Origin of the sequence: Sporosarcina ureilytica (assembly GCF_001753205.1) — a bacterium.
Lineage (GTDB): Bacteria > Bacillota > Bacilli > Bacillales_A > Planococcaceae > Sporosarcina > Sporosarcina ureilytica.
The window spans coordinates 1,548,316-1,572,595 of sequence record NZ_CP017560.1; the positions used below are offsets into that span (position 1 = coordinate 1,548,316).

The following is a 24,280-nucleotide window of genomic DNA, read 5'->3' on the forward strand; positions in this document are numbered from 1 at the left end:
AAATGGACTTTTCATTAACAGAAGAGCAAGAGATGTTTCGAGGGCATATTCGAAAAATGTTGGATAAATTCGAGGGCACACAAATTGCTCGAGACATGATTGACGATAACCCAGAAAGGCTAAAAGAAGTATATAATACGCTAGTGGAATTAGGATGTACTGCTATTAATATTCCTGAGGAGTACGGCGGATTAGATTTACAATCACTTGATTTAGTTCCAACGTATGAAGAATTAGGTCGCTCACTGGTACCTGGGTTGTTTTTAGAGACGATGGCCCTCGTTGTTCCGATTATTAAAAAATACGGCACACCAGCTCAAAAACAAAAATATTTGTCTGAAATCGCGACTGGAGAAAAATCAGTATCCTTTGCAACGCTAGAACCATTTAATGATTTTTCACCGAAAGGCATTCAGTGTTTTTTAGAAAAAGAAAACGGTCATTACGTATTAAATGGGACAAAAATTCTAGTGCCCGAAGCGGAATTGGCGGATGCATTCTTATTGTTAGTTCGTACAAGTAAAGACTATGAAGAAGACGGTTTGTCATTAGTTTTAATCGACAATGTAAATGAACTGACGATAGAAAGACAAGCGTCTTTTGATGAAGCAAAACATGTAGCGCGAATTGAGTTTAACCAATTATTAATAGAAGATGAGCAAATTTTAGGCGATATAAATAAAGGATGGTCAATATTACAGGAAGGATTGCTGCATTTCAATGCAGCGCTCAGTTCTTATATGGTAGGAGCGATGGAAAGTGTCGTTACGATGGCCGCAGAATATGCAAAAATCCGCGAACAATTCGGCCAGCCTATCGGTCGTTTCCAGGCAATTAAACATAGCATTGTTGACATGAAAGTGAATTTAGAAATAGCCCGTTCTTTAAGCTATTATGCAAATTGGGTTTTAGAAACAAACGAGGAAGATCGTGAGGCTTCAGTGTACAGTGCTCGCTTCACTGCGACTGAAAAGTTTATAGAGGCAGCTTCGCATAACATTCAAATACATGGCGGAATAGGCTTCACAGAAGAAATTGATTGTCATCTATATTTAAAGCGGGCTCGTTATTATCATCAATATTTAGGCTCTACAACTTTCTATCAAAAAAAAGTTATCGATTCATTAGGTTGGCTAAACGAGGAGGATATTGAATGCAAAAAATTAATGAGTACCGTCAAGTAAAAGAATATTTTAACATTGTAAACGGTGAAGTTAGTAAGCCAAAAGATGGAAAGATGACAAATAGTATTGATCCGGCAACTGGAGAAGCCTGGGCGAAGATCCCTTTAAGCAAAGAAGCCGACGCGGAACAAGTAATACAAGCAGCACGTGGCGCATTTGAAGACTGGTCTAGTTTACCTGCCCGAGCACGTGGCGATTATTTACGTAAAATTGGGGATATGATTCCACAACATACAACGGAATTGCTTACTCTGGAAACTAGAAATAATGGCTGGGTATTGGATGAATATGCTTACTTGGGTGAAGTATTAAAGCAAATCTGGTATGACGCGGCAGGCGCAGCATCACTTATAGGAAGCCAAGGCCGAACTGTTCAAATGGGAGTTGGGAATTTTGGTTTTACATTGCGCAAACCATATGGTGTAGTCGTAGGGATTTTGCCTTGGAATGCACCATTATTCACATTCACAATAAAGGCAGCTTATGCGTTAGCGGCTGGAAATACTGTAATCATTAAACCTTCTGAGAGTGCAGCCGTTGGGTCATTAAGATACGGCGAGTTGCTGTCACAAATTTTACCACCTGGCGTGATCAATGTCATTTCAGGGTCAGGGAGAGAAATTGGTGATTATTTAGTCGGACATAAAGAAGTAAATAAAGTGAGTTTAACAGGTTCAAAGACAACCGCAGAAATGATCACAAAAGCAACTGCACATATGCCAAAATCATTAATTTTTGAACTAGGAGGAAAATCTCCAAACATTGTTTTTGAGGATGCTAATCTCGATCAAGCAGTTCAAGGAGTAATCGGCGGAATTTACACGCGTAATGCGGGTCAAATATGTGTTGCCGGTTCAAGAGTGCTTATTCAACGTTCTATTTATGATGAAGTAATTGCGCGTGTTAAACAATTTATGACGGATAAAGAATTCGTGAAATTTGGTGACACATTAAATACAAGTACGACAATGGGACCGATTGCGAATTCGGCACAGTATGAGCGTGTTTGTTCTTATATTGACGATGCCACAAAAGATGGCGGTGAAATTGTATTTGGGGGCAGATATGGCGGTGAGACGCTGTTGCCGAATGAAGCGAAATATGCGAACGGTTACTGGGTAGAACCAACATTAGTTAAGGTAGAAAATAATGAACACAAACTTTGCCGTGAAGAAATTTTTGGTCCAGTAGCTGTCGCAATTCCGTTTGATACTGAAGAAGAAGCCATTCAAATTGCCAATGATACAAACTTCGGTCTTGCTGCAGGAGTTTGGACGCGGGATGTGGGAAAAGCTCATCGCTTAATAGATAAATTGCAAGCCGGGAATGTATGGGTTAATACGTACGGAATGGTAGGTGTCGACTTGCCATTTGGCGGTGTGAAAGAAAGTGGATACGGAACGGACTCGATTCTAGAATACACTTATGAAAAAGCTTGTGTCATTAATATAAGTTAAAAGTAAAATATATAGTGATCTGTATAAAGGATTGTTGTAAGTGGTTTCAATTAATTCTGAATGTAAAGTTTACAAGGTCTTTATACAGGTCCTATCTTTTTTTAAAAAAACAACATGATTTGACAGAATAAAACGCCTTTCAAATAATAGTTAATTGATCTTAATGAGGAGGACTCTGTATGAATGCATCTATCATTGATGACAAATCGATTAACCGAGGTTTTTATTTTATAAGCTTTGGCGCGTTTTTTATCATGTTGAGTTTATCGACACATCTACCTGCATATCCGCATATGTTGCAAGAGTTTAATTTGACACCAGGTTATGCAGTGTGGATGCAATTGGGGTTGGCGGTCGGACTAACTGGTTTTCAACCTTTACTAGGATGGATAGGTGACTCTTATGGATTAAAGTTAGTCCTTATAATTGGCGGAATCTTTATGGTGATTGGTTCTTTATTAGTTGCATTATCTTTTTCTTTTTGGGTGTTAGTTCTCGGTTTGTTTTTTAAAGGTGTTTCTGGAGCGGCAATTGCTCCATCTGGAATTGCATACGCTGGAAAGTTTATGGAAGGTGAACGAAGAGGAAAAGCAATCGGTACTTTTATGGCTTTTGTGACGATTGGCGCACTATTTGGTCCAGTTATAAGCGGATCGATTGTTGACGGAATTAGTTGGCAGGGGAGCTTTGTGTTTACTGCTATACTTGGCGCTATAGCGATTGCTATATTTAATTTTGTACCGCGTGCAAAAGTAGATAAGCGTAAAAAGCTAGACATTTTAGGTTTGGTTTTTGTAATTGTATTGTTGTTAGGTTTATTGACAGTCCCAACTTTCATTAATAGTTTTGGTTTTTCATCGGGTAAATGGATTCCATCACTAGTTGTATTCTTAGTAGCTTTAGTTTTATTAATAGTCGTGGAGAAAAAACAAAAAGAGCCGTTGCTTGATATTGAATATGTCGCGAATCGCAGCTTTTGGGTCCCTACATCGCTCGTTGTTTTTATATTTTTAGGGTACTCGGGCGTGATGTATTTATTAACATTCTTTGTGCAAAACGTCCAAGGAAAACCTGCCACGACAGTTGGTTTGTTACAGATGGCCATTTTTCTTGGAACTTCCATAGCGGCTTTTATTAGCGGGAGAATACTAAAATACTTTTCTGCGCGAGTCATCATTGGAACAGCTATATTACTATTCTCAACAGGAATCATTATGTTAAGTTTTGTAAATCTTAACACACCATTCTCTTATTTATTTGTTGCGATGAGTTTTATAGGTCTAGGAGGAGGCTTTAAGACGCCTGCTATTAAAGGAATAATCGTATCCAAAGCTGCAACGGATCGTATGAATGTGGTTACATTTACGAATACAGTTATTGAAAATATCGCACAAAGACTAGGTGCTTCTTTTGCGCTAGTTGCATTCGGTATTTTTAGCGCAAACGGAAATAACGTGCAAGCGATGGCAAATACATCATGGATTATAATGGGGTTTATCGCTATCTCTTTATTGTTCCTTCCGTTGATACCTCGGTCTATACACGGAATTCATGAGAGCGATGAACTACCTGATACAACGATTGAGCCGACTTTATTGAAACAAAAAGAAGTAGGCAAGATGATTGAGTGATATGAATAGTAGTTATTCTTAATGAATAGGGGGCTGTCTAGAAAGTCTGTGAAAGCGACTTTCTAGACAGCCCTAGGTGGTTTGCTCCAATTTAAATACGATTAGGTAATATTAAAAATATATGTTACAATATTCCTAATAGATAGTTAATTGGGGGTAGTGGTTTTGACAGTGTACGGTATCCTTTCAAATGAAAATGATAGAAAAAATAACACTGAAATTTTAGCAAGTAAAATTAATGATTTCCAAATTATTGTACTGTATGATCGTCAACCAAATCATTTCGATTTTAATTATTTAGTAAACTTTCCATCTGAAAATTTAAAAAGAAAACTAGAAAGTAACATTATTTTACCTAGCATTAACATTAAATCCGAAACATTTATTGTATGGCAGGAAGCTTACGAAGAGAACATAGATTTATTTTATAATCTAAGAATTAATGCTAGAAATGAAATGTTGCGGAGAATAACAGAATTTATGGTAGCTAAATTTTTCAGTACTAATGAAAATTACCTCAACCCTCTACTCAAAAATAAACCGACATTAAAATGGGACATGTTAAATAAATTATTTGTTAAATATGAAACTATGTTAAGTAATAACACTCGATTAAATGATGAAAAATCTTGGGAAGGATTTAGTGAATGGTTTAAAGATTATTTACTGTATAATGTTATTGATGAAATGATTCAAATGTTTGGATATGAATGGTTAGCAACAATTGATCGAGAAGAGTTAAATCAGCTGTTTTTTCAAAAAATGAATAAAAACTTTTCCGCTAATAATAGCTTTATGAATGAATTTACAAATGTTGTAAATTTATATACAGAAAAATGGATTTCTGAAACGGTAATTATGTCTGAATTAGAGAACAGATCAATAGAACATATAACTAGTATATTGAATGCCAGTAACCAAATAGGAGAACACCGGCATGTTGAATTGCTTGTGAAAAGTAACAATCTGGTTGTGATGAGCAATGTCGTTTATCAGTTCGTTATCGAAGTGCTTTCCAATAAGAAGTTTAGACAATGCGAAAATAGTAAATGGCCTAAGGCAACTAGACTTAGTAAAATGTTAAATGGATCCGTGCAGCTAATACCCTATAAGGGAAATGAGAAAGTGTCTACATTGGTGAATGAAGTTTGGGGACAAGTTGAAAATTTGTCTGAGTTAGACGTAGATGTTTTTGATTCATTATGTCATTTGTTTTTGGAAAAAACTTCATATGTTAAAGATAGTATAGAAATTCGATTGGATGATTTATTAAACATTCGCGGTTTGAAACCAAAGTTGGGAGGCAATGGAAGAAGAGGAGGATACGATAAAAGGCAACGAGAACAAGTGTTGAATGCGCTTTCGATTATTCAGAGCCTGTGGATTCATATAGAACATGTTGTTGTCTATGAACAAGGAAGACCAATAAAAAAGTCTATTGAAGGTCGTGCATTTCATTTTAAGGATTTAAATGGAAATAAATGCCGATTTAACGAATCAGAAATGCAGAATAGATTTTTATTAACTATTGGAGAAGTGTTAGAAATCTTTTTAGAAGGTTCGGGAAGACAAGTGAAATTGTTACCGATTCAAGCAATAGAATATAATCCGTATCAAAGAAGTTGGGAGAAAAAAATTATTCGTTATTTAAGCTGGCGCTGGAGGACACAAGCACGTAAAGCAAGCTATCTCCAACCACATAAAATAAGTACATTATTGGAAAAGTTAGGTGTTCCACTTAAATCGGAGACACCATCACGAATTAGAGATAGATTTGAAAAAGCTCTCGATATATTAGTAGATGATGGTGTAATTACTTATTGGCAATACGATAGTTGGGATGAGGACGTCGTGACGAAAAAGGGATGGCTTAGGATTTGGCAAGAAACTACTGTCATTATTGCGCCTCCTGACGATATTATCAAACATTATCAGCCGTTAGTCAGAAATAAAGCTGCTAATGACAAAAGGAACTTAACCTCATTATCCGGGAGGGGAGAAGTCAATGCAGAAATTGGAAAAGAATTTAAAAAGAAACGTGTAGAATTAGGACTTACACTACAACAAGTATCCCATGAAATAGATATTTCAACCTCTTATTTAAGCAATATTGAGAGGGGAAGAGCTACACCTTCCTATAATTTATATAATCGAATAAGAGATTGGGTTAATTAAAGGGTGTCTACAAACCATACGTAATTTGAAGTCTATATAAAATAGCAAGGGATTTGATGACTATGTAGCCACGTATATGACATATATGCTAACGAGTATCAGATCAAGTTACTCCGGATACCTTGTTAGATATAGCTAATTCAATAGATTATTGGCTCGAATTGGAAATGTTTTTATTCAACTGAAAACCGATTGCCAGATTCCAACACAATTTCGAATTGTTTCGTAACCTGGAAAGTGGTCGTTGTTGGTCAAAATGAAGAAGAAAGGCCAACGTATTGCAATCACGTTTGTTTAAATTAACATGTTTGTTTAGGGGACAGGCACCTAAACAAACAATTTTAAAAAGAGTGATCGATTCGCAATGAACTGAACCCCGAATAGTGGACACTTTAAAAAAAGTGACCTATTCGGGGTTTTTTCTGTTTTAAAAACCCGTTATACTAAAAAAAATACTTAGAACGGGAGATTTTCGAATGAGTAAAATAATTTTCAACGAAATTCAAAGAAAGCAACTAGAATCAAATCCAAATGTCGCCTCTGTATCAGATCGTGCCATTCAATATAATGCGGAATTTAAAATACGTGCCGTCAAAGAAAATATGAACGGTAAGGGACCGACTCAGATTTTCATGGAGAATGGATTTAACTTGGATGTGATTGGAGCTAAAAAAGCCCAATCGGCAATAAGTCGTTGGAAAAACACTTATAAAACATTGGGGGAACAAGGTTTTTTAGAAGAGCGTCGGGGGAAAGGCGGCACAGGTCGCCCTTCCACAAAAGTTATATCATCTGAGAAGAAATTAGAAAAAGCTGAAGCCCGTATAAAGTATTTAGAAGCTGAATTAGAATTACTAAAAAAGCTAGAGGAACTCGAAAGGCAGGTGAAGAAGTAATTTTAGCACCCCGCGAAAAATACGCATTGATTAACGAGGTCATTCGGAAATATCAACTAAAGAATATGACGCGTTACCTTTGTGCTTTAACATGTGTAAGTAGAAGTGGATACTATGCCTGGCTTCAAAATTCGGAGAAACATGCGATTCGTGAAGAGCAAGATTATCAAGATTATTTATTACTAAGATGCATTTATGATGCATTCAAAGGGAAAATTGGGTATCGAGGACTTTACATGGCATTGGAAGAACTAGTGGTGACACCGATGAATCACAAAAAGATTCTCCGCTTAATGAGAAAGTATAATTTCTTTGCGAAAGTGCGTCGAGCAAACCCATATAAATATATTGCGAAAGCAACACAGGCACATCGTACGGTTCCTAACCATTTGAATCGAGCATTCAATCAAGATGAGCCCGGAAAAGTATATTTAACTGATATTACTTATTTACAGTACCGTAATGGTCAAACAGCTTATTTATCTTGTATCAAAGATGTAGCAACCAGGGAAATCGTCGCTTATGAACTTTCGACTAGCTTGAAAATGGGATTGGTTTATCGCACATTAGATAAATTAGAAGAGACATTAGACGGAAATATTCACCCAGAAGCAATGATCCATTCAGATCAAGGTGTCCATTATACACATCCAGAGTATCAAGGACGCGTTAAGAAAATAGGCTTACTTCAGTCGATGTCACGTCGAGGAAACTGTTTAGATAACGCACCAATGGAGTCTTTCTTTGGGCATTTTAAAGATGAAGTAGATTATGAGGAAGCATGTAATTTACGTGAATTAAGGGAAATGATAGACGAATACTTGGAGCATTATAATACGACGCGCAAACAATGGACGTTAAAAAAGATGACTCCGGCACAATACCGAAGTCACCTAATTGCAGCCTAGACTGTAAAAAGTCCTTTTTATTAAACTGTCCGTAAATAAGGGTTCAGTTCACAAAGCCATCGATCACTCTTTTAATCATTGCGTTTCTAAACTTTCCATACGCTGTTTCTTCGCCTTTTTAAAATGAAACAACTCATAGAGGACAGGAATAATGATCAATGTCAACAATGTTGAAACGGACAATCCTCCGATGACTACCACAGCTAAACCTTTTGAGACTAAGCTGCCCATTTCTTCTTTTCCCATTAACAGTGGAATCATGGCGAAAATCGTTGCCAATGCTGTCATGACGATGGGACGGAGGCGAGTCGCTCCCGCTTCAAGCAATGCTTCTCGAATCGACATTGTTTTCTCATTTTGTCTAACCCGGTCTAGTAAGACGATCGCGTTCGTTACGACAATGCCGATTAACATTAACGCACCAATCATGGCTCCGATATCTATAGGCGTCCCGGCAATTAATAATCCGAAAACGGCTCCGATGACTGCCAAAGGGAGTGTGAATAAAATGACTAACGGGGCGCGTAATGTTTTAAATGTCATTACCATAATTAAGTAGACGAGACCGATTGAGACCGCCATAAGCTGAAACAGCTCTGCGAATTGGTCGGCTTGTGCACTTGCCGCTCCGCCCATTTCAATCGTAATCCCTTCTGGCAATGAAAGATCAGCCGTTTTTTGTGTGATTTCATAGGAGATTTTGGATAAATCTTGTGATTCTACATCAATCGTTACGCGTACATATTCTTTTCCATCTTTCCGTAATACACTCGTCGGCTTATTCGCTTTATCGATTTTCGCAATGGAGGAAAGGGGAACGAGTTGTTCGTTTACGATGACTTGAATTTCTTTTAGTTCATGATCTGTCGTTGGGTGCATGGAACTGTCTAAATAGACCATTGTATTTTGGTCTTCCAGCTTAATCATTCCGAGTGGGATCGGATTTAACAACAACTGCACTTGTCTTGCGACTTCCTCTGCATTTGCCAACTTATGATCAATGATGATGTCGTAGACAGTTTTGACGTCACTTTGATTGCTCGACACCTTTTCAACGCCATGGATTCCTTCTATTTCATCCATGACCTGATTTGCTGCTGTTCCTAATTGGGACGCATCATTTCCTACGATATCGAGTGAAATGGTCGAACCGCCTGAAGGCATCATTGAAACGAAGGAGACTTCCATTTCGGCTTTAGGATAGAGCTTTTTTAGCTGATCAATTTCCCCGATTAATTTTTCCGTACTTGCACCGCTTTTCATCACAACATGGAAACGTCCCGAATTCTGTGCGTTCACTTCACTAAATTCGGCATCTTCTGGGTTTGATCCGAGGAAGAGTATGACTTCTTCTACGTCAGATTGCTTCATGAAAAATGTTTCTAATTGCAAAACCTCTTCTTTGACTGTCGTAAATGGTACTTCATCTGGATACGAGATGGATAGAACGACGTCTTGATCGGTCGCATCTTCGGTCCCTTTTGGCATTGCAAAATATAAGCCAATTGAGCCAATAAAAATGAGGATTGACGTTACAAGTGGCACCCATTTATGACGTAGACACCAATCCAAAATTCGGATATATTGCCTTGGTGTTTTATATGCAGGCAATTTTCCTTTTTGTAGTAGGCCTGTGCTCATTAACGGTACGACAATTAAAGCAACGAGTAAGGATGATAAAAGCGCATACGTAATCGTTAAGGCGAACGGCAATAAAAGATCTTGCATCGATTTTACAAGCCCCATTGGTAAAAAAACGGCGACGGTCGTTAACGTGGAAGATGTAATGGCAGACGCCACTTCTTTTGTCGCTTCAACAATGACTGGTTTTGAAAAATCTCTACTTTGCGCTTTCCGGAAAATGTTTTCAATGACCACAATACTATCATCGACTAATCGTCCGACTGCGACCGCGACTGCACCGATTGTTAAAATGTTTAACGTAATGTCTGACAGCCACAGGAATAATAATGTCAACCCGAGTGATAATGGGATACTAATAACAGTAATGGCTGTCATGCGGATATGGCGCAAGAAGACAAATATGATAATTGTCGCGAACAATGCACCGAGCAGAACAGCTTGCATCATGCTGTCAACAGAGTTGACGATAAAATCTGAAAATGAAATCAGCATGGATGCTTCAATAGCTGACTTGTGATCCACATTCACTTGCTCGATTGCGTTCTCTACTTTTTTACCGATTGCGACCGCATTGGCATTCGGTTCTTTATAAAGCACCAAGGCAATAGCCTCTTTACCATTCACACGTGTGAAAAATGTGGAACTGGAATCTGCAACGTCAATCGTCGAAATTTCTTTTAATGAAATGCCTGGTACAATTTCTAATGCTTCCAATGCGGCAATCCCGTCAATTTGGCCGACAACTTTAATATTCGTTGTTTTATCATCAATCGTTTCTTCCCCGACCGATACAGCCAGATTTTTCCCATGAAGGATGCCCATGAGCGCTTGGAGTGGAATTTGATGCTTTGCCAGCTTTTCTTGATCCACCGTCACGTTCACTTGCGTTTGTTGACTGCCGTAGACGGAAACATTCGAAACGCCAGAAATTCCTTGGAACTTCGGAATGACTTCATTGTCAACTTTCTCCATGGCATTCGAGTCGATGCCACCTGGAAAAGATAGTCCGATTTGCCACAATGGAATCATATCGATATTTAATTGTGAAACGATTGGCTTCGAATAGCCTTCTGGTAAATGAATGCTGTTGACTGCTTCCTGCACTTGTGTCTTTGCTTCTTTCATATCAATCGATGCATCCAGCAAAATATCTACAGACGTGAAGCCATCTGCAGCAGTGGAAAACACATCTTTTTTCCCTTTCACAGAACCGATTGCTTTTTCTATTGGCTTTGTCACTTGCTCAGCCATCGTTTCCGCATCGGTATCTTGCCCAATCACGATGACCGTCACCATCGGATTATCCGCAGGCGGTAAAAACTCCTTAGGTACTGTGAAATAACTGACAATCCCCAGCACTAGCGACAAAACAACCATCAAAATCACAGCAGCTTTATTCTTAAATGCCCAATTTGTAAATCGTATCAAAGCCCCACATCCCATTCCCTAGAATTGGTTAACCTTCCACATTAATCTTATTGCAATAAGGAGGCAGTTATAACAGGCTAAGGAATGAATTTTGGATTGGACTTAGGTCGTAATGACGAGTACCCGTGCCGAATCTTTATCAAAGAGGATTCAGTTACAATAGTATTTTCAAGTAAATTTATAGATGAAAACTATAAGTTTATTAATAATAAGTATTTGAAAGTTTGTAAATATTCAAATAGAATAATCATATGGAGGGTGGGGAACTCAAGAGTTATATTTAATTTCAGACACTGAAAAATAAAAGGCTTTTGAAAGCGCTTTAAACGAGTGGTTAGTGGAGATATGAAGCTGTTTTAAATCATGTGATTTTTGACTTACAAAAAATTTGAAAGAACGAGGGGGAAAAACTATGAATAAAACGTTAAGCAGATTAGGAGTTTTAGGATTGTTTTTACTGTTGATTTTAGCGGCATGTAGTGACGGTGCTAGTGATAGTTCGAGTAAAGGGGATAGTGGTAAAAGTAGCTCAAATGATGAAGTGTATACAATCACTATTTCAAACTCAGTTGAGGAAGATACACCGTTACACAAAGGATTAATCAGGTTTAAAGAAGTAGCTGAAGAAAAGTCAGATGGCAGATTACAAGTAGAAGTTTTTTCAAATGCTGAATTATATGCTTCTGAGAGAGAAGCAATTGAAGCGGTTCAAGCAGGAAATATTCAAGCTGCGAGCCCAGCGACAGCACCTTTATCTAACTTTGTAGAAGAGTTTCAGGCACTAGACTTTATGTTTGTGTTTAAAGATATTGATGATGCGAACGCTACATTAGATGGTGAATTAGGAGATATTCTTAAAGAAAAGTTGGAAGAGGTCCAGTTAAAAGGAATCGGTTGGGGTAGTGCGGGATTGACGCAAATTACGAATAACTCCAGACCACTTGAAACAATTGAGGATTTTGAAGGTTTAAAACTTAGAACAATGGAAAACAACATTCATTTAGATAGTTTAAAAGAGTTTGGTGCAAACCCACAGCCGTATGCATTCGGTGAATTATACTCTGCTCTACAGCAAAATATCTTTGATGGAATGCAGACAACGGCACAGTTGATTCAAAGCTCTAAAGTGTATGAAGTTCAGAAGTATATCTCAATTATTGATAATTCATTTACTGCAGAAGCGCTAATTATGAATAAAGCTTTCTATGATTCTTTACCAGAAGATTTACAAAAAGTTGTAGATGAGGCTGGAGAAGAATTTACAACGTATGAAAGAGAAATTTCCAAAGAATACGATGAAGAAGCTATTAAGTTTTTAACAGAAGAACTAGAGGCAAATATTGTGTCTGAAGAAGTAAGAGAAGAGATGGGCAAAAGATTACAGCCTATTATGGACAAGTATGAAGAGCAACTAGGTTCTGAATTAATGGATTTAGTTAGAAATCAGTAATAAATAAAAAAAGGTAACAAAGTATTTCCCGATTGTTATTTTCATAAATAACAATCGGGAAATTATTTAAACGGACTGTGCGAAAATTTAGTGAAACTAATAAATGGCATTATTTATTTGAAATGTACACCAGAAAACACTCTACAATTAGGACAGAATAATTACGCTCGTCAGAAGAAAGTAACGACTAAAGTGACGAAGTGGAGGATGTATGCGGTGAAATTTTTAAATCTATTAAGAAAGATTGAAGAGATATTATTAGCGAGTACCATGATTATTATTCTTCTTTTAATTTTTAGTCAGGCATTATTTCGTTATTTCTTCGGAAGCGGACTCATTTGGGGAGAAGAGTTGGCAAGATATATTCATGTTGCACAAATTTGGCTTGGTGGAAGTTTAGCGATCAAAAAAGGTGGTCATATTCGCGTAACCTTTTTTAGAGATTTATTTAATACGCAAGGAAGAAAGTTTATTGATTTAATCGCAACCCTTTTATTTTTTACCTTTATGGTATTTATTGCTGTAAAAGGTACGGAATTTATTCTGCATTTAATCGGAACAGGGCAAAAGGCACCGTCAATGGGTATTTTAATGGCTATTCCTTATACGGTCGTTCCACTTGGTGGTTTACTGATGGCGATTCGTCTGGTTCAGCAATTTAGAATGATATGGAAAGGTAAGTTACTAGATGCAGGGATAGAAGGTGTAGATAAATGACAATTGCAGTGTTGTTCATAAGTTTCTTTGCACTCATGTTAATTGGCGTTCCGATTGCGGTCTCTTTAGGGGCATCTACATTATTTACGATGGTATTTGCAACTAATCTTCCATTAGGCTCTATTATTACACAGGCGTTTACTTCACTGGATTCATTTTCTCTCTTGGCGATTCCGCTATTTATTTTAGCAGGGGTTTTAATGAGTCTTGGTGGGGTTTCAAAGCGATTATTACATTTAGCTGATGTGTTGGTAGGTTACTTAGTTGGAGGTTTGGCGCATGGAACGATTCTAGCTAGTATGTTTTTTGCGGCTATTTCAGGTTCCGGACCCGCAACGGTTGCGGCCATTGGATCGTTCATGATTCCAGCAATGGCAAATAAAGGGTATGATAAAGGTTTTGCGGCTGCTGTTACAGCAACGGCTGGATCTATCGGTGTTATTATCCCGCCAAGTATTCCTTTTATCATGTTTGGAATCGTTGGTGGCGTATCGATTGGCGGACTCTTTTTAGCAGGGATCATTCCAGGTATCTTGGTTGGAGCTGTATTAATGATTGTCTCCTATGGCATTGCAAAAAAGCGAGATTTCCCGACAGAAGGAAAATTTCCAACTTTTATGGAAGTGGTAAAAGCATTTAACTATGCGAAATTTGCATTGTTGATTCCTGTCATTATTCTTGGTGGAATATATAGTGGGTTCTTTTCCCCTACTGAATCCGCTGCAGTAGCATGTATTTATGCGCTTATCATTGGTGTTTTTGTTTATAAAGAAATGAATTTAAGTAAAATTTATGATGCATTTTTAGAGGCTACACTCATCACGATTCCAGTGAATATTATTATTAGTTTTTCGATTTCCTTTGCCTATTTACTTAGTATTGAACGAATTCCAAGAACGATTGCCGAGTTCATTACAGGCATATCTGAAAATATGATCATTACGATGCTCATTATTAGTGCTTTCTTATTTGTAGTTGGAATGTTTATCGATACAATTTCTGCGGTGGTCATATTGACACCTATTTTACTGCCTGTTGCAACTGCTGTTGGTATGGAACCAATTCATTTCGGTGTCATTATGATTTGTAACTTGGCGATTGGATATGTTACTCCGCCACTTGGGGTAAATCTGTTTGTTGCTTCGCATATTAGTAAAGTGTCAATTGAACGGATAAGCCGCGCATTAGTTCCATTTATTATCGCAATGGTTGTTGTCGTGATTATACTTATTTTAATTCCGCAGTTGTCTCTGTTTATACCTAATATTGCTCTAAATTGAATGAATAGCATGTCAATCCTATAAGAATGCAAATAAAACACGATAGAAGGGAGCAGTCATTAAATGAGATGGAGAAAATATGTCAAACAAATCGCTCCATATGTACCAGGCAAGTCAATTGAAGCAGTGAAGAAAGAATTCAATCTAGATGCGGTACTGCGACTTGCCTCTAATGAAAACCCACTCGGCCCATCATCAAAAGCAGTCGACGCCATGCAGCAGGCAATGGCGGAATCGCATTTATATCCAGACCCTACGGCGGCTGAATTGAGAGAAAAGCTAGCAACGATTTATGGGGTTCTTCCAGAACAGATTATTACTGGAAATGGTGCAGATAATGTTATTTCATTTGTAATTAGTGCGTTTGTAAATGAAGGAGATGAAGTGCTTTATTGTACGCCAACATTCCCAGCCTATCGCTCTACAACGCTTTTAATGGGGGGGAAACCTGTTGAAGTACCTTTAACAAAGGAATTGACCTTTGATCTTGATAGCTTAAAAGAAAATATTACAGATAAGACAAAACTTATTTTTATTTGTAATCCAAACAATCCAACAGGTACGATTGTTGAATCAAATGCATTGGAACAATTTATTGCCAGTGTTCCTGAACATGTCACTGTCATTCTGGATGAGGCGTATATCGAATATGTTCGTAAAGAAAATTATTTAACTGGCATTGATTTTTTCAAGAAGGGCTATCCAGTGATTACGATTAGAACATTTTCAAAGTTTTATAGCTTGGCAGGTCTCCGAGTTGGTTATGCAGTTGCATCAGAGGAAATGTTAGCGCCTATGTTACGTCTTCGAGAACCGTTTGCAGTGAATCGACCAGCGATTGCTGCGGCTGTTGCAACATTGGATGATACGGAATTTACTGAAGATCATTTTGAAATGAATGAAGCGGAAAAACTAGCCTTATCTGAAAAGATGGAGGAGCTCGGCTTTACCGTCTATCCGTCATCAACGAATTTCTTATTCATCCATATTAAAAGTGACGCACAAGAGTTATTTAATGCGTTGTTGAAAAAGGGGATTATTATTCGACCATGTACCGGTTGGGGATATGATGAATATGTCCGAATTTCAATAGGTACGAAAGAACAAAATGAATTGTTACTGTCCACATTGAAACAATTAGAATCAGTTAAAACTGTTAGATAACGTTAATGGGAGGAATGATTTTTCATGGGAAAGAAAAGGGTTTGGATTTTGGATGATGAGTGGTTTACACATGAATTGGAAAAAGAAATATATACAGAGCATGATATTGAGTTTAAAGTGACAAGAAGTGAATCTTTTAAAAACGACTTTGAATCATTCGGAAAAGATGCGGACGGAATTGTTGCACAAGTTGGATTTAATTTTGGTGCAGCATACATCTCCCGATTAACAAAATGCAAAATTATCGCCTCTTCCGGTGTTGGATTTAACCATATTGATTTAAATGCATCCGCGCAAAAAGGGATTTATGTAACGAATATGGCAGATTACTGTATTGGCGAAGTATCAGATCATACAATTGCCTTAGCGTTAATTGTTTCTCGTAGACTTCGTGCTTATAATGAACAAGTGAAAAATGGGCAGTGGGATCCGTTAGATACATTACCAATTCATCGTCTACAAGGCAGAACAGTAGGACTTTTAGGGTTTGGTCGGATTGCTAAAGAAGTAGCGAAAAAGTTTAAAGTATTTGGTGTGAATGTGATCGCTCATGATAAATATGTTCCAGAAGAAGTGTTTACAAAACTCGGGGTCGAATCTGTCACATTGGAAGAATTGCTAGAGAGGTCAAATATTTTAAGTTTACATGTGCCATTAACGAAAGAAACAGAAGGACTTATTAATTATGAGCGCCTAAAGCAATTACAAAAAGGCTCAATCATCATTAACACGTGCCGAGGCGCAATAATAAATGAGGATGATTTAACTCTTGTCATTAAAGAAGGACATATTGCCGGAGCGGGACTGGATGTTTTAGTAGAGGAACCGCCAAATAAGGATTTGGAGCTACTTCATTTAGATGAAGTGTATGTAACACCACATTCATCTTATGTATCAATTGAATCGGAATATGAACTCCGCTCACGGACAGCTTTAAATGTGATTCGTGCAATGGACGGGGAGGTTCCGGAGTTTGTGCAAAATGATGTAAAAGTAAAGGTGTAACAATTTAGTTGCCATAAAAAATGAACTCTTAACATGTAAAATAAGAGTTCATTTTTTAGTTTTAAAATACGCTTTCGTTCTCGTAATAAATTCTTCCACAACGGGAGGTAAATAACGATTTTTCATATATGCAAGATAAACTGTTCTTGCTAAGTTACTGTCAGCAATTGTTTTAATTGTCAGTGATGCATGATTGGAAGCAGTAATATAATTTTCTGGAACAATTGTGATACCGAGGCCTTCCTCAACTAGTGAAAAGGCGGTTTCAAATCGTTCAAATTCAAAGTGAATATTGGGACTAATTCCTGCGTTTCGAAATGCACTTACGATATCTTGACGGGTTTGAAACCCTTCTTTACCAATAATGAACTTTTCATGCATTAAATCATTCAGTGTGATGTTTTGTTTGTTTTGCAAGGAATGTTCTTTGGGAAACACAGCAACCAAGTTCTCTTTGTAAATTGGTATCGTAACGATTTCTTTATTGTCGAAATATTGATTAGTAATCGCGAGATGCATTTTATAGTTTTTTAGCGCTAACTCGACCTGTTTTAGTCCAAGCACTTCAACTAGTTGAATATGGATATCCGGATTTGATTTGATATAAGATGAGATGACTTTCGGTAACCATGATTTTACAGATTCGATTAAGCCAATTTGCAATTCTAGAGGACCGAGATTTTTTAGACGGGACATTTCTTCTCTTACATGTGTAAATTGATTCAGTAAATTTTTAGCTTCTTTATATAAAATTTCGCCCTCTTTGGTTAAAGAGATTTTTCGTGTAGTTCTTTCAATTAAAGTAAGGCCCATGCTTTCTTCTAATTTTTTTATAGCCGAACTTAATGATGGTTGGGAAATGTGTAGTTCTTTTGAAGCTTTTGTAAAAGATCCTTTATCAATGAGTGCGGTAAAATAGAGTAACTGTCTTTCATCCATATGGAATCACCAACCTTAACTATTAATAAGTTTAGTTAAATAAATAACATTAGAAGTTTGCTTTATTAAGTTGCACGGAAAGTCTTGTAACATTTTTTATGAAATCTATATAGGCGTATTTTGTTTATTATAGCATAGGTTGTTAAAAAATAAGCTTTATATAGTTGTAACCTATAGGTAATTAATATTTAATTTTGGAGGTTCAGTGAAATGAGTATATACAAAAGATTACGTGAATTAGAGATTGTTTTACCAACACCCCCTAAACCGGCTGGTCTTTATGTCCCTTGCCGTTTAATGGGGAACGTACTATATACTTCCGGACAAGATTGCAGAATTGACGGGAAATTGGCTTATGAAGGAAAGTTGGGGAGAGATTTAACCGTTGAACAGGGTTATGATGCCGCAAGACTGACGATGCTCAATTGTTTGGCAGTGATTGAACAGGAAATCGGTGATTTAAATAGGATTAAACAGATTATCAAATTGTTAAGTTTTGTAAATTCAACAGATAGTTTCATAGCGCAACCTTCTGTTATAAATGGGGCCTCCCAAGTTTTGATAGATGTTTTTGGGGAAGCAGGTAAACATGCCCGTACAGCTTTATCGGCTAATTCATTACCATTCAATATACCGTTAGAAATTGAAATGATTGTTGAGATAAAATGACGAATTCTGTGAGAGTTATTAATTATCTATTGACTGAAACTATACATATATAGAAAATTCGTATTTGTGTAAATAAATATGATGGAATACAATAGAGTTGATGATACTGTCAGCAGGGGTGAATTTTTATGTATTATAATTGGACAGGACGAGTTGATAAAAATGGAAAAGGTAAGCGCATTCATCAAATCGTTCGAAATATAGATATAAATGAATTAAAGAGAAAAGAACAACGAACTATTAGTTTTGTTGGTTTTGAATGTGATGAAGGTGTTAAAAGAAACCAAGGTAGATTAGGTGCTTCTAAGGCACCAAATGAAATTCGGAAACTACTTGCAAGCATTCCTTATCACAACGAAAATAAAAGTCTTATAGATGTAGGTAATGTACGTTGCATTAACAATGATTTGGAAGAAGCACAAGCACAATTAGGACATCATGTAGCCAAATTATTGGAAAATAACTACACGCCAATTATTTTAGGTGGGGGTCATGAAACATTTTATGGTCATTACTTAGGGGCAAGAAAGGCACTAGGTAAAGATAAGAAAATCGGCATGATAAATTTAGATGCACATTTTGACTTACGACTGGATGAGCAGTCATCATCTGGAACGATGTTTCGTCAAATTTTGGAAGATGATGAAAAAGCGGAATATTTATGCATCGGAATACAGGAATTAGGGAATACAGAACAACTGTTTTTAACGGCAGATGAATTAAATGTACAATATATATTGGAACAGGATATTCAGCCGCTTGAAAATACTTTTGCTAAAATAAGTGAATTCTCACAAGAACAAGATTATATTATTTATACGATTTGTACAGATGTAATCAATCAAGCGTATGCCCCGGGTGTAAGTGCTCCGGCTCCATTTGGAATTGAGCCGCAACTTGTAAGAGCGATTACAAAACATATTGTACAGCAAAATAATTTTTTAAGTATGGATATTTCTGAAGTTAATCCTACGCTCGATATAGCAGATAAAACGAGTAGACTCATTAGTTATGTGATTGGAGAAACTTTAACACATTTAAATGAAAAAGAAAAAACCTTTTATGATATAGGAGTGGAGAACACGGTATGATTCAGCTTGGTGTGAAAGCAAACTCACTTGCAGAACCGATTAGAAATGGGGGGGAAGATATGATCGAACTTACTGGGGATACGCTAACGATAAACCAATTAAAAGAAATATTATATGGAAATCAGAGAGTAAAAGTATCCGAAGAGAGCATGGAAAAAGTAAAGGCAAGTAGGGCGGCAGTAGATAAAATAGTAAAGAGTGCAGAAACGGTTTACGGAATTAACACGGGGTTTGGACAATTTAGTGATGTTAAAATTGAGGAAGAAAATGTTGCAGACCTACAATTGAATTTAATACGTTCCCATGCTTGCGGTGTAGGTGAACCCTTTCCCCGTATTGTTTCGAAGGCGATGATGGTTTTACGCTTAAATGCTATTGTGAAAGGTTATTCAGGAGTCCGTATTGAAGTAGTCGAGTTATTGAAACAACTTATTAATTGTAATGTTATTCCTGTTATTCCACAGCAAGGATCATTAGGGGCTTCAGGGGATTTAGCGCCACTTGCACATTTAGCGCTAGTGTTAATCGGGGAAGGGCAAGTTTTTACAGAATCCGGTGAAGTTACTGATTCGTTAGAAGTATTGCAAAAACATAATCTACAACCGATTACACTACAAGCTAAAGAGGGATTAGCACTTATCAATGGTACCCAGTCAATGACGGCAATGGGAGTTGTCAACTATATTGCATCTGAACAACTGGCCTTAGACAGTGAATGGATTAGTGCAATGACAATTGAATCACTAGAAGGGATTACTGACGCATTTTTACCAGAAACTCATGAAGTTCGTGGATATCCACAACAGACAGCAGTTGCTAAAAGGATGCTTAATTGGTTAGAGGGCAGTAATTTAACAACACGTCAAGGGGAGAAACGAGTACAAGATGCGTATTCGTTAAGGTGTATCCCTCAAGTACATGGGGCAACTTGGCAAGTATTGGATTACGTGAAAGAAAAATTAGAAATTGAAATAAATGCTGCGACAGATAACCCGCTTATTTTTGATAATGGCAATACGGTAATATCTGGCGGTAATTTTCATGGACAACCCATTGCATTTGCGATGGACTTTTTAAAAATAGGTGTCGCGGAGCTTGCGAATATTTCAGAGCGACGGACTGAAAGACTCGTAAATTCGCAGCTTAATGAGGGTTTACCAGCATTTTTAAGTCCAGAGCCAGGTCTACAATCAGGTGCAATGATTATGCAATATGTTGCGGCTTCATTAGTATCTGAAAATAAAACGTTGGCCCATCCAGCAAGTGTCGATTCTATCCCATCATCTGCAAATCAAGAGGACCATGTTAGTATGGGGACGATCGGGTCAAGGCATGCAGCTGATATTATCAAAAATAGTCAGAGAGTTTTAGCTATTGAGGCTATTTGTGCGATGCAAGCACTTGAATATAGAGGCGTGGAAAAAGCGGCCGAAAAAACTAGGGAAAAATGGAAGACGATAAATCATATCGTTCCAAGCATTACAGAAGATCGAGCTTTCCATAAAGATATTGAAAACTTATACAATTATTTAAAAGAGATTAAGATTTAACTATTTCAAGGAGGAATGAACATGTCAAATGTATTATATATAAAAAATGCATCAGAACTTATTACAGTTAGGGGGCATTCTGAGAAACCAGCTAAAAAAACAGCGATGAGTGAAATTGGAATTATTGAAAACGGTTGTGTCTTGTCGAAAGACGGTAAAATTGTAGCAGTTGGAACAGATGAAGAAATTCGTAACGAGCATCAGGACCTAGTAAATCTAGCAGAGGTAATCGATGCAACGGGTAAAGTTGTGACGCCTGGACTTGTAGATCCTCATACACATATCGTTTATGCAGGAACGCGTGAAAATGAATACGCAATGCGTTTAGAAGGTAAAACATATATGGAAATCATGAATGCAGGTGGCGGAATTCATGCAACGACACGTGCAACACAACAGGCGAGTTTTGATGAACTTTATGAACAATCAAAAGCACGGTTAGATAAAATGTTGCTGGGTGGAATTACTACGATTGAAGCAAAAAGCGGTTACGGTCTAACACTGGAAGATGAATTAAAACAGTTAGAAGTTGCTAAGAAATTAAATGAAGATCATCAAATCGATTTGATCTCAACATTTATGGGTGCACATGCAGTCCCGTTGGAGTATAAAGATAATCCGGAAGCATTTATTGATATCGTTATTAACGAGATGTTACCGGTAGTTGCGGAAAAAAACCTAGCTGTATTTAATGATGTGTTTTGCGAAAGAGGTGTATTTACGCCAGAACAGTCAAAACGAATTTTAGAAGCTGGTAAGAAATACGGCTTAAAGCCAAAGATCCATGCTGATGAAATTGAATCATACAGCGGAGCAGAAATGGCAGCAGAAGTTAAGGCTGTTTCAGCAGAGCATTTATTAAGAGCTTCTGATGAAGGGATTAAAGCAATGGCGGAAAATGACGTGATTGGCGTATTACTGCCAGGAACAGCTTTCTTCTTAATGGCTGATTATGCGGAAGCTCGTAAAATGATTGACGCAGGAATGGCGATCGCTCTATCTACTGATGCGAATCCAGGGTCCTCTCCAACCCTTTCATTACAGTTTATTATGAACTTAGGTTGTTTAGAAATGGGAATGACACCGGAAGAGGTCATTACAGCAACAACAATTAACGCAGCCCATGCAATTGATGCGGCAGATCGTATCGGAAGTATCGAGGTTGGTAAAGATGCGGATTTCACATTGTTTGATGTTAAAAACCATTTAATGCTTTCGTATCAATATGGCATGAATCATACACATACGGTTGTTAAAAAAGGAAACGTAGTTGTATCGGATGGACATATCATAAAGTCAGCGGCTGTTTACTAAGAATCGCCTCTAACTTTCTGAACACAAAAAGCGTTTTCATTTGTGATGACACTTCCTATGTACGTTATAGTTTCAAAGACTTAGTAAGCTTCACAAGCAGTTAGATGAAAGTTTTAGGCGAAGGAGTTTTAGTATGTCAAATGTGTTAATTTCACCAACAGGGCCGGAAATTAGCTGTCAGAATTGGGAAATAGAAGGATTATTACGGCTTTTTCTTAATAGTATAGATCCTCGTGTCGCGGAAAGTAGTAAAGATTTAATTGTTTACGGCGGCCGGGGAAAAGCTGCGCGAAATTACGAAGCGGTGCAGGCAATCATTGATGAGTTGCAAAATCTAGCCACGGATGAAACTTTACTAATCCAGTCTGGGAAGCCGGTTGGGAAATTTAAAACATACGAAAGTTCGCCGAGAATTGTGAATGCTTCATCTGTCCTTGTACCACATTGGTCGACAGATAACTATTTCAGTGAATTAATTGATAAAGGATTAATGATGTATGGTCAATCTACGGCGGCTTCTTGGGCATATATAGGCGTTCAAGGCGTTTTGCAAGGAACGTTTGAGACGATGGGTGAAATTGCCAGGAAGCATTTCAATCATACATTACAAGGGAAAATCGTATTAACTTCAGGGTTAGGCGGCATGAGTGCTGCCCAACCCTTATCTGTTACGATGCATGGTGGCGTTTGTATTGTTGTTGAAATTTCGGAAGAGAAAATCGATCAGCGGTTAAAAAATAATTATTGCGATATTAAAGTGAATACGCTTGAAGAGGCTATTGTATTAGCGAAAGAAGCAGCAAATGCCAAAAAGCCGTTAGCAATTGCCTTAATTGGAAACGTCTCTGAAGTATATAGAGAAGCGCTTAAAGCGAATTTTATTCCAGATATTGTAACAGACCAGACTTCCGCTCATGATTTACACATGGGATATATTCCTAATGGTTTGTCATTGGTGCAAGCGGAGACGTTACGTAAGAAAAATACAGCCCATTATTATGAACTCATTAAAGAATCACTAATTTTGCATGTAGAAGCAATGGTCAATTTTAAGGAACGCGGTGCAATCGTATTTGAATATGGAAATAATTTAAGAAACCAAGCGTATCAGGCTGGTTATGAGCAAGCGTTTCAATTACCTGGTTTTGCTAGTGACTATTTACGGCCATTATATTGTGAAGGTAGGGGGCCGTGTCGTTGGATTGCATTATCAGGAAACCCGGAAGATATTTATAAAATTGATGAAATTGTTTTGGAAACTTTTAACCATGATAAACGTGTTGCTAGATGGATTCAATTTGTTCAAGAAAAAATATTTTTTAATGGATTACCCGCTAGAACTTGTTGGTTAGATTATGAAGAGCGAGAGCAAATCGGTGCTTTGATTAATGAAATGGTGAAATCCGGAGAACTTTCTGCGCCAATTGCTATAACAAGAGATCATTCTGAAGGAAGTACAATGGCAGCCCCGTTCAGGGAAACTGAAAATATGCTTGATGGTAGTGATGTTGTTGCAGATTGGCCGATTTTAAATGCGATGTTAAATGCAAGCGCCGGAGCATCGATGGTCAGTATCCAAAATGGTGGGGGAGTCGGGATTGGTAACTCAGTACATTCTGGGATGACCGTCATTGCTGATGGAAGTGATGAAGCATCAGAACGACTAAGAAAGATATTAGTGGTTGACCCGGGAATGAGTATTATTCGACATGCTGATGCGGGGTATGAACAGGCGAAAAAGGCCTTAGATAAAATAAAACTAGGTAAGAGGTGAGACA

Annotated in this window: 17 protein-coding genes; 15 read left to right on the forward strand and 2 right to left on the reverse strand. The window is 37.5% G+C overall.

Features of this window, described 5'->3' with window-relative positions:
- Positions 1-2: 2 nt before the first annotated feature.
- The 5 genes from BI350_RS07720 (at position 3) to BI350_RS16635 (ending at position 8,251) form a co-directional block, all read left to right on the forward strand.
- Positions 3-1,184 carry an acyl-CoA dehydrogenase family protein gene (locus BI350_RS07720; RefSeq protein WP_075527567.1) on the forward strand — a complete coding sequence of 394 codons (1,182 nt, stop codon included), beginning with the start codon at positions 3-5 and terminating at the stop codon, positions 1,182-1,184.
- A complete protein-coding gene (locus tag BI350_RS07725; protein WP_075527568.1) occupies positions 1,154-2,641 on the forward strand; it encodes an aldehyde dehydrogenase family protein in 1,488 nt (495 codons plus the stop codon). The genes BI350_RS07720 and BI350_RS07725 overlap by 31 nt, the downstream gene beginning before the upstream one ends.
- Positions 2,642-2,820: 179 nt before the next feature.
- On the forward strand, positions 2,821-4,272 hold the full coding sequence (locus tag BI350_RS07730) for an MFS transporter (protein WP_075527569.1): 1,452 nt from the start codon (positions 2,821-2,823) through the stop codon (positions 4,270-4,272).
- 171 nt (positions 4,273-4,443) lie between these two features.
- On the forward strand, positions 4,444-6,447 hold the full coding sequence (locus BI350_RS07735; RefSeq protein ID WP_245698330.1) for a helix-turn-helix domain-containing protein: 2,004 nt from the start codon (positions 4,444-4,446) through the stop codon (positions 6,445-6,447).
- Positions 6,448-6,923: 476 nt separating this feature from the next.
- Positions 6,924-8,251 (forward strand): IS3 family transposase gene (locus tag BI350_RS16635; RefSeq protein ID WP_155767493.1). Its coding sequence is split into 2 segments (ribosomal slippage): positions 6,924-7,302 and positions 7,302-8,251, totalling 1,329 coding nucleotides; the frame shifts between segments, so codons are not numbered across the junction.
- A 75-nt stretch (positions 8,252-8,326) separates the two neighbouring features.
- Here BI350_RS16635 and BI350_RS07750 read toward each other — a convergent pair.
- On the reverse strand, positions 8,327-11,323 hold the full coding sequence (locus BI350_RS07750; RefSeq protein ID WP_082294999.1) for an efflux RND transporter permease subunit: 2,997 nt from the start codon (positions 11,321-11,323) through the stop codon (positions 8,327-8,329).
- A 412-nt stretch (positions 11,324-11,735) separates the two neighbouring features.
- On the opposite strand from BI350_RS07750, the gene BI350_RS07755 reads away from it, so the two are divergent.
- The 5 genes from BI350_RS07755 to BI350_RS07775 all read left to right on the forward strand — a co-directional run bounded on the left by BI350_RS07755 (position 11,736) and on the right by BI350_RS07775 (position 16,939).
- Positions 11,736-12,773, forward strand: coding sequence for a TRAP transporter substrate-binding protein (locus tag BI350_RS07755; protein ID WP_075527574.1), 1,038 nt, complete (start codon positions 11,736-11,738; stop codon positions 12,771-12,773).
- A 216-nt stretch (positions 12,774-12,989) separates the two neighbouring features.
- The gene (locus BI350_RS07760) at positions 12,990-13,490 is read left to right on the forward strand and encodes a TRAP transporter small permease (protein WP_168157258.1); all 501 of its coding nucleotides are present in this window, start codon (positions 12,990-12,992) and stop codon (positions 13,488-13,490) included.
- Positions 13,487-14,770, forward strand: a complete 1,284-nt coding sequence (locus BI350_RS07765; protein ID WP_075527576.1) for a TRAP transporter large permease — start codon at positions 13,487-13,489, stop codon at positions 14,768-14,770. Before BI350_RS07760 ends, BI350_RS07765 begins: the two co-directional genes overlap by 4 nt.
- A gap of 63 nt (positions 14,771-14,833) precedes the next feature.
- Complete coding sequence (hisC, locus tag BI350_RS07770) at positions 14,834-15,934, forward strand: histidinol-phosphate transaminase (RefSeq protein ID WP_075527577.1); 1,101 nt, start codon at positions 14,834-14,836, stop codon at positions 15,932-15,934.
- Positions 15,935-15,958: 24 nt separating this feature from the next.
- The gene (locus tag BI350_RS07775) at positions 15,959-16,939 is read left to right on the forward strand and encodes a C-terminal binding protein (RefSeq protein ID WP_075527578.1); all 981 of its coding nucleotides are present in this window, start codon (positions 15,959-15,961) and stop codon (positions 16,937-16,939) included.
- A 48-nt stretch (positions 16,940-16,987) separates the two neighbouring features.
- Here the strand turns inward: BI350_RS07775 and BI350_RS07780 are convergent, their stop codons facing one another.
- Positions 16,988-17,878: a LysR family transcriptional regulator gene (locus tag BI350_RS07780; protein WP_075527579.1), complete on the reverse strand. Its 891-nt coding sequence runs from the start codon at positions 17,876-17,878 to the stop codon at positions 16,988-16,990.
- A 210-nt stretch (positions 17,879-18,088) separates the two neighbouring features.
- Here BI350_RS07780 and BI350_RS07785 point away from each other — a divergent pair, with 210 nt between their 5' ends.
- The 5 genes from BI350_RS07785 to hutU all read left to right on the forward strand — a co-directional run bounded on the left by BI350_RS07785 (position 18,089) and on the right by hutU (position 24,276).
- A complete protein-coding gene (locus tag BI350_RS07785) occupies positions 18,089-18,547 on the forward strand; it encodes a RidA family protein (protein ID WP_075527580.1) in 459 nt (152 codons plus the stop codon).
- A 128-nt stretch (positions 18,548-18,675) separates the two neighbouring features.
- Positions 18,676-19,638, forward strand: a complete 963-nt coding sequence (gene hutG, locus BI350_RS07790) for a formimidoylglutamase (RefSeq protein WP_075527581.1) — start codon at positions 18,676-18,678, stop codon at positions 19,636-19,638.
- A 59-nt stretch (positions 19,639-19,697) separates the two neighbouring features.
- The gene (gene hutH, locus BI350_RS07795; RefSeq protein ID WP_075529295.1) at positions 19,698-21,188 is read left to right on the forward strand and encodes a histidine ammonia-lyase; all 1,491 of its coding nucleotides are present in this window, start codon (positions 19,698-19,700) and stop codon (positions 21,186-21,188) included.
- A gap of 21 nt (positions 21,189-21,209) precedes the next feature.
- Entirely contained in the window at positions 21,210-22,502 is a 1,293-nt protein-coding gene (gene hutI, locus BI350_RS07800; RefSeq protein WP_075527582.1) for an imidazolonepropionase, read from the forward strand.
- Between the two features lie 133 nt (positions 22,503-22,635).
- The gene (hutU, locus tag BI350_RS07805) at positions 22,636-24,276 is read left to right on the forward strand and encodes a urocanate hydratase (RefSeq protein ID WP_075527583.1); all 1,641 of its coding nucleotides are present in this window, start codon (positions 22,636-22,638) and stop codon (positions 24,274-24,276) included.
- Positions 24,277-24,280: the final 4 nt, after the last annotated feature.

Coding starts and splice junctions, on each gene's coding strand:
- BI350_RS07780 (WP_075527579.1), bottom strand. CDS start 17,878: ATGGATGAAAGACAGTTACTCTATTTTACCGCACTCATTGATAAAGGA.
- hutU (WP_075527583.1), top strand. CDS start 22,636: ATGTCAAATGTGTTAATTTCACCAACAGGGCCGGAAATTAGCTGTCAG.
- BI350_RS07775 (WP_075527578.1), top strand. CDS start 15,959: ATGGGAAAGAAAAGGGTTTGGATTTTGGATGATGAGTGGTTTACACAT.
- BI350_RS07725 (WP_075527568.1), top strand. CDS start 1,154: ATGCAAAAAATTAATGAGTACCGTCAAGTAAAAGAATATTTTAACATT.
- BI350_RS07755 (WP_075527574.1), top strand. CDS start 11,736: ATGAATAAAACGTTAAGCAGATTAGGAGTTTTAGGATTGTTTTTACTG.
- BI350_RS07730 (WP_075527569.1), top strand. CDS start 2,821: ATGAATGCATCTATCATTGATGACAAATCGATTAACCGAGGTTTTTAT.
- hutI (WP_075527582.1), top strand. CDS start 21,210: ATGTCAAATGTATTATATATAAAAAATGCATCAGAACTTATTACAGTT.
- BI350_RS07720 (WP_075527567.1), top strand. CDS start 3: ATGGACTTTTCATTAACAGAAGAGCAAGAGATGTTTCGAGGGCATATT.
- hutH (WP_075529295.1), top strand. CDS start 19,698: ATGATCGAACTTACTGGGGATACGCTAACGATAAACCAATTAAAAGAA.
- hutG (WP_075527581.1), top strand. CDS start 18,676: ATGTATTATAATTGGACAGGACGAGTTGATAAAAATGGAAAAGGTAAG.
- hisC (WP_075527577.1), top strand. CDS start 14,834: ATGAGATGGAGAAAATATGTCAAACAAATCGCTCCATATGTACCAGGC.
- BI350_RS07765 (WP_075527576.1), top strand. CDS start 13,487: ATGACAATTGCAGTGTTGTTCATAAGTTTCTTTGCACTCATGTTAATT.
- BI350_RS07785 (WP_075527580.1), top strand. CDS start 18,089: ATGAGTATATACAAAAGATTACGTGAATTAGAGATTGTTTTACCAACA.